Raw genomic sequence first — 10,008 nt, 5'->3', positions numbered from 1 at the left:
CTTTGTACTCACCCTCTCGGGCTTTCCTCCGGGCTTCGTTCTTCGTTTCCGACTCTATCAGACTCTTTCGTGTCCGATTCCCGGTCGAAGCGGGTCCTGCATTCGCTTTCCAGGGGCTCGCTTTCGCGTTTCCCTTTTCGGCGAGTCCGACTCTATCAGTGGTTTTCCGCGGCCCCGACCACTCGCCGTTCTGCCAAAAGGCAGGCGGAAAGGAATGAGGCTGAAGATCATTACTGAAGAGGAGGTTCCCGTCCATCAGCCGTTCGCGAGATGTTCACGCGGTGCGTTCTGGCGGGAGTCACGACAGTACAGGCCGACCAGTGCCCAGGCAAATCGATTCAGGCGTATGGTCTAGTCCACTACGTTGGTGTCGCGGGAGCACGTCGGAGCCCCTTCACGGGGGTGCACTTCGTGCGGAACCGGGACATCTCATGACTTACCCTTCTCAAAGTACGCCGTCCAGGACAGGTTGTGACGGCGACACGAAGCAGCCCCACCCCTGGGAGGCCCCCCATGACCAGCGTGACGTCCCCACTTGCCGGGCGCGCCATCGGACTCGCGGCAGTGCCCGATCCGGTGTTCTCCGGCGCGATGGTGGGACCGGGCACCGCTATTGATCCCGTGCGAGAGCCTTCGGAGGCGGTGGCCCCCGTAGACGGTGTGGTCGTCTCCCTGCACCCGCACGCGTACGTGGTCGTCGACGCCCTCGGGCACGGCGTGCTCACGCACCTCGGGATCGACACCGTTCAGCTCAACGGCGAGGGCTTCGAGCTGCTCGTCAACAAGGGCGACACCGTGACGCGCGGCCAGGCCGTCATTCGCTGGAACCCCGCCGCGGTCGAGGCCGCCGGCAAGTCCCCCGTCTGCCCCGTCGTGGCGCTGGAGGCCTCCGCGGAGTCCCTCTCCGACGTCGTCGACTCCGGGGACGTGAAGGCGTCGGACGTTCTCTTCAGCTGGAAGTGACGTGTCCGCCCGCGAGGGCGAGTCGGACATCCATCGCGGCGGCGGGGCCGTCGCTCTATCGGAGACGGGTGAAATGGAGACAACGCTGCGAGGCGTCGGCGTGAGCCACGGTGTGGCGATCGGCGAGGTCCGGCACATGGGCACGGCGGTTCTCGAACCGCCGGCCAAGCAGATCACCGCGGACGAGGCGGAGCGCGAACAGGGGCGCGCCCGCCAGGCCGTGGAGGCTGTATCGGCCGACCTGATCGCGCGCGGCCAGCTGGCCGGCGGCGAGGCCCAGCACGTGCTCGAGGCCCAGGCGATGATCGCCACGGACCCCGAGCTGATGGCGGACGTCGACCGGCGGATCGCCGTCGGCAGCACCGCCGAGCGCGGCATCTACGACGCCTTCGCCTCCTACCGCGACCTGCTCGCGGGGGCCGGCGAGTACATGGCCGGGCGCGTGGCCGACCTGGACGACGTGCGCAACCGCATCGTGGCGCGCCTGCTCGGCGTGCCGATGCCGGGTGTGCCGGACAGCGACGAGCCCTACGTGCTGATCGCGCGGGACCTCGCGCCCGCCGACACAGCGCTGCTCGACCCGGCGCTGGTGCTCGGCTTCGTGACCGAGGAGGGCGGGCCGACCAGCCACAGTGCCATCCTGGCGCGGGCTCTGGGCGTACCGGCGATCGTGGCGCTGCCCGGGGCCGGGGAGATCGCCGAGGGCACTCTGATCGCCGTCGACGGCAGCACGGGCGACCTGTTCGTGGACCCGTCTCCGGAGAAGCGTGCCGAGCTGGAGGCCGCGGCCGCGGAGCGCAGGGCCGCTCTCGCGGCGTCCTCCGGTCCGGGTGCCACCTCCGACGGTCACAAGGTGCCGCTGCTGGCGAACGTCGGCGGTCCGGCGGACGTGCCGGCGGCCGTCGAGGCCGGGGCCGAGGGTGTGGGTCTGTTCCGCACGGAGTTCCTGTTCCTGGACGACAGCAAGAAGGCGCCGTCCGAGGAGAAGCAGATCGAGTCGTACCGCAAGGTGCTCGAGGCCTTCCCCGAGGGGCGTGTCGTCGTACGTGTGCTGGATGCCGGGGCCGACAAGCCGCTGGACTTCCTGACGCCGGCGGACGAGCCGAACCCGGCGCTGGGCGTGCGTGGTCTGCGGGCGCTGCTGGACCACCCGGAGGTGCTGCGTACGCAGCTGACCGCGCTGGCCAAGGCCGCCGAGGGGCTGCCGGTCTACCTCGAGGTCATGGCCCCGATGGTGGCCGACCGGACCGACGCGAAGGCGTTCGCGGACGCCTGCCGTGAGGCCGGTCTGCAGGCGAAGTTCGGCGCGATGGTGGAGATCCCGTCCGCCGCGCTGCGGGCGCGCTCGATCCTCCAGGAGGTCGAGTTCCTGTCGCTGGGCACGAACGACCTGGCGCAGTACGCCTTCGCCGCCGACCGCCAGGTCGGTGCGGTGTCGCGGCTGCAGGACCCGTGGCAGCCCGCGCTGCTCGACCTGATCGCCATGTCGGCCGATGCCGCCAGGGCGGAGGGCAAGAGCTGCGGTGTCTGTGGCGAGGCCGCTTCCGACCCGCTGCTGGCCTGTGTGCTGACGGGTCTGGGCGTCACCTCTCTTTCGATGGGTGCCGCTTCGATTCCGTACGTGCGGGCGACGCTGGCCAAGTACACCCTCGCGCAGTGCGAGCGTGCGGCCGCGGCCGCACGCGCCGCGGACAGCGCGGAGGAAGCCCGGGTGGCCGCGCAGGCGGTGCTGTCCGGCGAGTAGGACGAGTGGTGACCGAGGGGCCTTCGCCGGTGGCGGGGGCCCCTCGGGCGTTTCCGGATCCGGACCCGCATCCGGACGGGGTCAGTGGTGGGGGCCCGGGTCGTCCACCTCGTAGCCGGGGCAGTACTCGACGCCCGGTTCCGGGGCGACGGGGTCACCGGTGTCGGCGTCGGTGCAGTAGGCGTTGAACACCGCCGCCGCGGAGAGGGGGACCAGGCGGCCGCGGTCCAGGCGCCAGCCGTGCACGCGGTCCCGGAATCCCTCGGTGGTGCTGCGGAGCACCAGTCCCCCGGCGCCGCCGAGGGCGATGCCGGCGGCCAGGACGGTCACGAAGTCGAGGCCTTCGCGGCCCTCGATGCGTGGTGGGGCTTCGCCGGCGTGGGGGTTGTCCGCGTGCAGGACGGCGAGGAGCTGTTCCGCCTCGGTGGGGATGCTGCAGACGAGGTGGTGGTGGCCCGGGCCGGCGCCCTCGACGAGGCGTTTGAGCGCGTCGGCGGCCCGCTCGAAGGAGGCCTGGCCGATGTCCTCGCCGCAGTCCGCGCAGGTGCCGACGCCGGCGAGGAGGGTGGTGGCGTACTCCCAGGTGGCCTGCCGGACGGCCTCGTCGAGGAGGAGCGGGACGAGTTCCTCGATGGGCTGGCCGGTGTAGGGCAGGCCCGCGCCCGCGCCGGAGAGCTCGGCGGTGAAGCGGGTGCGGGCTTCGGCGGTGTCCGGGTCCAGGCCGTGTTCGGCGCAGTGGTCGGCGTACTCCTCGGGGTCGAAGAGGGCGACGGTGGTGTGGATGCCCTGGGCCGCCAGGGAGCGGAGCAGGGCGTCCACGTGGCGGAGGTACTCGGCGTGGTCGACGTGGTCGTCGAAGGCGAAGCTGCGGTAGCGGCGCATGGCCGCGAAGTCCCCGGCGTCGGCGAGGAGGCCGACTGTGCTGGGGACTTCGCGGCGCAGGCTGCGCCGCAGGGCCCTGCGGCGGTGGCTGCCGGCGGTGCTGTTCGCGCCGGTGTTCACGCCCGTGTCCACGCCTGTGTTCACGCCGGTGTTCGTGCTGCTGTTCGCGCTGTTGTCGGCGCTGTTGTCGGCGCTGTTGTTCTTCGATGACATGGCTCCCCCTGAGTGATGCGATGACTTGCTCACTCACGGTAACCATCGCCACTGACAGTCAGCCTCGGGTGCGGGCCAGCTCCTCGTAGAAGTCCAGGAGCTCCGGGTGGTCGACCGAGCCGAGGTTGACGGCCTTGGCCAGGGGCGTGCCCTGGAGGAGGCGTTTGACGGGGACCTCGATGCGCTTGCCGGTGAGGGTGTGCGGGACCGCCGGGACCTCGATGATCTCGTCGGGCACATGGCGCGGGGAGAGCTGCTCGCGGATCGTCGACTTGATCCGGGCGCGCAGGTCGTCGTCGAGGGTGGCGCCGGGTGCGAGGTGGACGAACAGCGGCATCCAGTAGCCGCCGTTGGCCTCTTCCAGGCCGATGACCAGGGATTCCTTGATCTCGGGGAGGCGCTCGACGGCCTCGTAGATGTCGGCGGAGCCCATCCGGACGCCCTGCCGGTTGAGGGTGGAGTCCGAGCGGCCGTGGATGATCACCGAGCCGTGGTCGGTGATGGTGATCCAGTCCCCGTGGCGCCAGACGCCGGGGAACATCTCGAAGTAGCTCTCGTGGTAGCGGCTGCCGTCGGGGTCGTTCCAGAAGTGGATCGGCATGGACGGCATGGGGTTGGTGACGACGAGCTCGCCCACCTCGCCGATGAGGGGCTTGCCCGCGGGGTCCCAGGCCTGGAGGTCCGTGCCCAGGGCGGGGGCCTGGAGTTCTCCGATGTGGACGGGAAGGGTGGCGACGCCGCCGGCGAAGCAGCTGCAGACGTCGGTGCCGCCGCTGACGGAGACGATCCAGAGGTCTTGCGCCACCTCGTCGTGCAGCCACCGGAACCCGTCGGGAGGCAGCGGCGAACCGGTGGTGGCGACGCACTTCACGGCGGAGAGGTCGAAGTCCCGGGAGGGGTGGACCTCCGCCTTGCGGCAGGCCATCACGTACGCGGCGGAGGTCCCGTAGAGGGTGGCCCGGGTCCGCTCCGCGATGCGCCACTGGGCACCGGTGTCGGGGAAGCCGGGGCTGCCGTCGTAGAGGACGACGGTGGTCCCGGTGAGCAGGCCGGAGACGAGGAAGTTCCACATCATCCAGCCGGTGGAGGTGTACCAGAAGAACCGGTCCTCGGGCCCGAGCTCGCAGTGCAGGCCGATCTGCTTGAGGTGTTCGAGCAGGATGCCGCCCTGGGACTGGACGATGGCCTTGGGGAGGCCGGTCGTACCGGAGGAGTAGAGGACCCAGAGGGGGTGGTCGAAGGGGACCGCCTCGAAGACGGGCTCCGTGTCGGCGGCGGTGAGCTCCGCCCAGGTGCGGGTGCCCTCGGGGGCGGGGGTGCCGAGCAGCGGGATGTGGACGACGGCGCGCAGCGAGGGGAGCTCGGCGCGCAGTTCGGCGACGGTTTCGCGGCGGTCGTGTTCCTTGCCGCCGTAGCGGTAGCCGTCGACGGTGAACAGGACGACGGGCTCGACCTGCTGGAAGCGGTCCAGGACGCTGCGGGCGCCGAAGTCGGGGGCGCAGGAGGTCCAGACCCCGCCGACGGAGGCGGTGGCGAGGAAGGCGACGACGGCTTCGGGGATGTTGGGGAGGTAGCCGCTGACCCGGTCGCCGGGGCGTACGCCGAGGGCGCGCAGTTCTGCGGCGAGCGAGCCGACCTGCCGGCGGAGCTCCGCCCAGCTGATGGGGGCGGGCTCGTGGGTCTCGTCGACGCAGAGCAGGGCGGGGTCGTCGGCGCGGGCCGGGTCCTCGCCGGCGCGCAGGGCGTGCTCGGCGTAGTTGAGGGTGGAGCCGGTGAACCACTGTGCGCCGGGCATGGAGCGGTCGGCGAGGACGGATTCGTACGGGGTGGTGAACCGTACGTCGAACCATTCGGCGATGGCCTGCCAGAAGGTGTCGAGGGCGTCGATGGACCAGCTGTGCAGGGCCGGGTAGCCGCCTTCGGCGGGGGCTCCGAAGCGCTCGGCGGCCCAGGCCTGGAAGGCGGTGATCCGGGCCGCGGCGATCCGGTCGGGGCTCGGGGACCAGAGGGGTTCCGGCTGGGTGGCTGAGGTCATGGGTCGGCTCCCGGTCAAGTCTGCGGCTCGCGCTTCGTGTGCGTACGGTGCCACCGGTGCGCGGGTGTGTGCGCGGCGGCTCACAGGGACGATGCCATGTGATCGACATCCGCACCAGAGCTGTCCCGGGTGGTCGCGTGTGATCGTTTTCCGGGTGAACGGCAGCTGAACGCACCCCACTGGCCGGGAGGCCGGTGGCAGGGTGAGCGGCATGGACGGTCGTGATCTGGTGCGTGCGGTGACAGAGCTCGGTACGGCGCGCGGGCGGCGCGCCTGGCGCTCGGCGTGGCGCCGCCGGCGCGCGGACGCGGTGGGGCTGCCGCGCCGGGGGGCGGAGCGGGCGCGGGTGCCGGGCCTGCTGACGGGTACGGAGCCGCGGCCGGGCGGTGGTGTGCTGCGGTTCGCGCGCTCGGAGCTGCTGGTACGGGTGACCGTGGGCGGGGCGGTGTTCTGGGGCTGGGACGGGGCGGAGCCGACGCCGTCGTACGCGGTGGTGGGCAGCGGGCCGGAGCCCGACCCGCGGGCGGTGCTGGAGCCGGACACCGGGGGTGGCTGGCGGGTGGTGTCGGAGCGGGTGACGGTGGCGGTGTCCCGGCACGGGGCGGTGGAGGTGCGCACCCCGGGCGGGACGGTGCTGCGCCGGGAGCGGCCGCCGCGCTGGTGGGAGCCGGCGGAGGGGCCCGTCGCGGAGGGCGGGCCGCGGTGGCTGCTGCGGGCGGAGGTGCCGGCGGACGCGCGGTTCTTCGGGCTGGGCGGGCGGGCGGCGGGGCCCCGGCTGCGGGACGGCTCGTACCGGCTGTGGAACACCGATCCGAAGGGGGGTTTCGGGCCGGGCACCGATCCGCTGTACATCACGATGCCGGTGCAGCTGGTGGTCGCGGACGCGGGGACGCACCTGGTGTTCCACGACAACACCTGGGACGGGCGCGTGGCGCTGCGCGAGGGCGAGGAGGGGGCCGGTTCCGGGGCGGACCGGCCGGGGGCGAGCGAGCTGCGCATGGAGGGCGGGCCGCTGCGCTGCTGGGTGCTGGTGGGGACGCCGGCCCGGGTGCTGCAGGGCTGGTCCGGGCTGACGGGTGCGGCGGCGGTGCCGCCGGAGTGGGCGCTGGGGTACCAGCACGCGCGGTGGGGGTTCGGGAGCGCGGCGGAGGTGCGCCGGGTGGTGTCCGGGTACGTGTCGCGGGGGCTGCCGCTGTCGGCGGTGCACCTGGACATCGACCACTACGACGGGCACCGGGTGTTCACGGTGGACCGGGAGCGGTTCCCGGATCTGCCGGGGATGGCGCGGGAGTTGCTGGATCGGGGGGTCCGGCTCGTGTCGATCGTGGACCCGGCGGTGAAGGCGGGGGACGCGGTCCACGGCGCGGGGCTGGCGGTGGGGCCGCGGGGGGCGTTCGTACGGGACGCGGCGGGCGAGGAGGTGCGGGGCGAGGTGTGGCCCGGGGAGTGCGCGTACCCGGACTTCACCGATCCGGCGGTGCGGGAGTGGTGGGGCGGGCTGTACGGGGAGCGGCTCGGGCAGGGGTTCGCGGGGGTGTGGCACGACATGAACGAGCCGGTGTCCTTTACGGCGTTCGGGGACGCGACCTTGCCGCGGTCGGCGCGGCACTCGATGGAGGGGGCCGGCGGGGACCACCGGGCCGCGCACAACGTGTACGCCCTCGGGATGGCGCGGGCGGGCTGGGAGGGGCTGGTGCGGCTGCGGCCCGAGGAGCGGCCGTTCCTCTTCTCCCGGTCGGGGTGGGCGGGGATGCAGCGGTACGGGGGCTCGTGGTCCGGTGATGTGGAATCCAGCTGGGAGGGGCTGCGGGCCTCGCTGGCGCTGGTGCTGGGCCTCGGGTTGTGCGGGGTGCCGTACTCGGGCCCGGACGTGGGCGGCTTCGGCGGGTCGCCCTCCCCCGAGCTGTACCTGCGGTGGCTGCAGCTGGGGGCGTACCTGCCGCTGTTCCGGACGCACTCGGCGATCTGGGCCGGGCGGCGGGAGCCGTGGGAGTTCGGGCCCGAGGTGGCGGAGCGGGCGCGGGAGGTGCTGGCGGAGCGGGAGCGGCTGCGGCCCTACTTCGTGACGCTGGCCCACCTGGCCCGGCGGACGGGGGCTCCGTACGTGCGGCCGCTGTGGTGGGGGGCGCCGGAGGACCGGGTGCTGCGGGACTGCGAGGACGCGTTCCTGCTGGGGGACGCGCTGCTGGTGGCGCCGGTCCTGGAGTGCGGGGCGGACCGGCGGGCGGTGCGGCTGCCGCGCGGGCGCTGGTACGACACGGCGACGGGGGTGGCGTACGAGGGTCCGGGGCAGGTGCTGCTCGATGCCCCGCCGGGCCGGATGCCGGTGCTGGCGCGGGCGGGGTCGGTGCTGCCGGTGCGGGGCGCGGACGGGTCGGTGGCGCTGGAGGTGTGGGCGCCGGCCCGGGGCCGGACCGGGGGCGGGGTGGTGATCCGGGAGGCGGGGCCGGGCTTCGAGGCGGGCGAGGTGGAGCGGTACGCCGTGCGGTGGGCGGCGGACCGGGTGGTGGTGGAGACGGAGGCGGGCGAGCCGGTCGAGGGGGTCGTGGTCCGGGGGCTCTAGCCGCTTCGCCGTGCGCGGGACGCCGGCGGCGGTGTGGCCGGTCGGGCGTACTGTCCGGCGAACCAGGCGGCGGCCGCCCTGGTGTGGAGGGGGAAGGCCAGTTCGGCGGGTTGGCGCAGGAGGTGCCAGCCCGTGGTCTCGTCGGTCGGCGCGGAGGGGGGCAGGGCGGCGGCGGGGCGCTCGGGGAGGAGGCCGAAGAGGAGGAGGTGGCCCGCGGGGGAGCTCATGGCGTCGGCGAGGGTGACCTCCGACGCGGCGGCCTCGATGCCGGTCTCCTCCCGCAGTTCCCGCACCACGGCCTCCCGCCAGTCCTCGCCGAAGTCCATGAAGCCGCCGGGGAGGGCGATGCCGCCCAGGGCGGGCTCGATGGTGCGGGTGATGACCACCAGTCCGGTGCCCTGCCCGTCCGTGGCCGGGAGGAGGGTGACGGCCACGGGGAGGGGGTTGCGGTAGGTGGTGGCGCCGCACGTGGCGCACGTACGGGGCCAGGCGGACGTTTCGAACATGGCTCCGCAGGTGGAGCAGTGCGAGTCCCTCAGCTGTACCGGCATCCGGCGATGGTATGCCAAGGGGCATGAGGATGACCGCTGTTGTGGCCCTGCTGGGTGCGCTCGTGACGGGTCCGGCGCCGCCTGGGTTCGTGGCGCTGGCGGAAGTGGATCCGACGGTGGGCCAGGACATGAGGTACGCCGCCGCGCACAATTTCACCGGCCGGCCGGTGGAGGGGTACGAGGAGCCGGTCTGCCTGCTCGCCCGGCCGGCGGCCGAGGCCCTGCGGCGGGCGCAGCGGGGGCTGTTGCGGGAGGGGTACTCCCTGCTGGTGTACGACTGCTACCGGCCGCAGCGGGCGGTGGACACCTTCGTGCGGTGGGCCCGGGACGGGGCGGACCAGGCGACGAAGGCGGAGTTCTATCCGCGGGTGGACAAGGCGCGGCTGATCCCGGAGGGCTACATCGCGCAGCGGTCGGGGCACAGCCGCGGCAGCACCCTGGACGTGACGCTGGTGCGGCTGGGCGGGGGCGGGTCCGTGGACATGGGGACGGCGTTCGACTTCTTCGATCCGCTGTCCCATACCGGTGATCCGCGGGTGGTCGGCGCGGCCCGGGAGAACCGGGAGCGGCTGGGGCGGGCGCTCACGGCTCAGGGATTCGTCAATCTGCCCGAGGAGTGGTGGCACTTCACCTTCGAGCCCGAGGTGTTCCCGGACCGGTACTTCGACTTCCCGGTCTCTGTCGCCTCCGTGCGGCCCTGAGTACGGTGCCCGCATGACTTTCAGTTCGTACGAGGAGTTCTGGCCGTACTACGTCGCCATGCACTCCCGCGCCGCCACCCGCTGGGTCCATCTCGCGGGCACCCTCACCGGGCTCGCCCTGTCCGCGTACGGGCTCGCGCGCGGCCGGAAGCGCTATCTCGCCGCACTGCCCCTGATCGGGTACGGGACCGCCTGGCCCGCGCACTTCCTGATCGAGGGGAACAACCCGGCCACCTTCGGGAATCCGGGGTGGTCGCTGCGCGGGGACGCGCAGATGATCCGGATGATGCTGGCCGGGCGGGACGCGGAGCTGGGCGAGATCGCGCAGAAGTGGCTCGCCGAGAACCGGTGACCCG

The 10,008-nt window shown here is 73.0% G+C and carries 8 protein-coding genes; 5 read left to right on the top strand and 3 right to left on the bottom strand.

Annotated elements, in window-relative coordinates; all coding sequences use genetic code 11:
* The first annotated feature begins 513 nt into the window (after nt 1-513).
* Nucleotides 514-963, top strand: a complete 450-nt coding sequence (locus ACZ4TG_RS35940; RefSeq protein ID WP_468171839.1) for a PTS sugar transporter subunit IIA — start codon at nt 514-516, stop codon at nt 961-963.
* Between the two features lie 73 nt (nt 964-1,036).
* On the top strand, nt 1,037-2,707 hold the full coding sequence (gene ptsP / locus ACZ4TG_RS35935; protein ID WP_468171836.1) for a phosphoenolpyruvate--protein phosphotransferase: 1,671 nt from the start codon (nt 1,037-1,039) through the stop codon (nt 2,705-2,707).
* A gap of 81 nt (nt 2,708-2,788) precedes the next feature.
* Here the strand turns inward: ptsP and ACZ4TG_RS35930 are convergent, their stop codons facing one another.
* Nucleotides 2,789-3,802, bottom strand: coding sequence for a hypothetical protein (locus ACZ4TG_RS35930; RefSeq protein WP_468171833.1), 1,014 nt, complete (start codon nt 3,800-3,802; stop codon nt 2,789-2,791).
* Between the two features lie 58 nt (nt 3,803-3,860).
* Nucleotides 3,861-5,837 (bottom strand): acetoacetate--CoA ligase, encoded by a 1,977-nt coding sequence (locus tag ACZ4TG_RS35925; protein WP_468171830.1) that lies wholly within the window; start codon nt 5,835-5,837, stop codon nt 3,861-3,863.
* Nucleotides 5,838-6,048: 211 nt separating this feature from the next.
* Here ACZ4TG_RS35925 and ACZ4TG_RS35920 point away from each other — a divergent pair, with 211 nt between their 5' ends.
* Nucleotides 6,049-8,400 (top strand): glycoside hydrolase family 31 protein, encoded by a 2,352-nt coding sequence (locus ACZ4TG_RS35920; RefSeq protein ID WP_468171827.1) that lies wholly within the window; start codon nt 6,049-6,051, stop codon nt 8,398-8,400.
* Here ACZ4TG_RS35920 and ACZ4TG_RS35915 read toward each other — a convergent pair.
* Nucleotides 8,397-8,951, bottom strand: a complete 555-nt coding sequence (locus tag ACZ4TG_RS35915; protein WP_468171824.1) for an NUDIX domain-containing protein — start codon at nt 8,949-8,951, stop codon at nt 8,397-8,399. The genes ACZ4TG_RS35920 and ACZ4TG_RS35915 overlap by 4 nt on opposite strands.
* A 29-nt stretch (nt 8,952-8,980) precedes the next feature.
* Between ACZ4TG_RS35915 and ACZ4TG_RS35910 the strand changes: the two genes are divergently transcribed.
* Entirely contained in the window at nt 8,981-9,652 is a 672-nt protein-coding gene (locus ACZ4TG_RS35910) for a M15 family metallopeptidase (protein ID WP_468171821.1), read from the top strand.
* A 13-nt stretch (nt 9,653-9,665) separates the two neighbouring features.
* Nucleotides 9,666-10,004: an Mpo1-like protein gene (locus ACZ4TG_RS35905; protein WP_468171818.1), complete on the top strand. Its 339-nt coding sequence runs from the start codon at nt 9,666-9,668 to the stop codon at nt 10,002-10,004.
* Nucleotides 10,005-10,008: the final 4 nt, after the last annotated feature.

Source organism: Streptomyces sp. NPDC028314 (genome assembly GCF_055565795.1).
The sequence above is the reverse complement of the archived record's forward strand: the minus strand, read 5'-3'. Positions and strand labels throughout refer to the sequence as shown.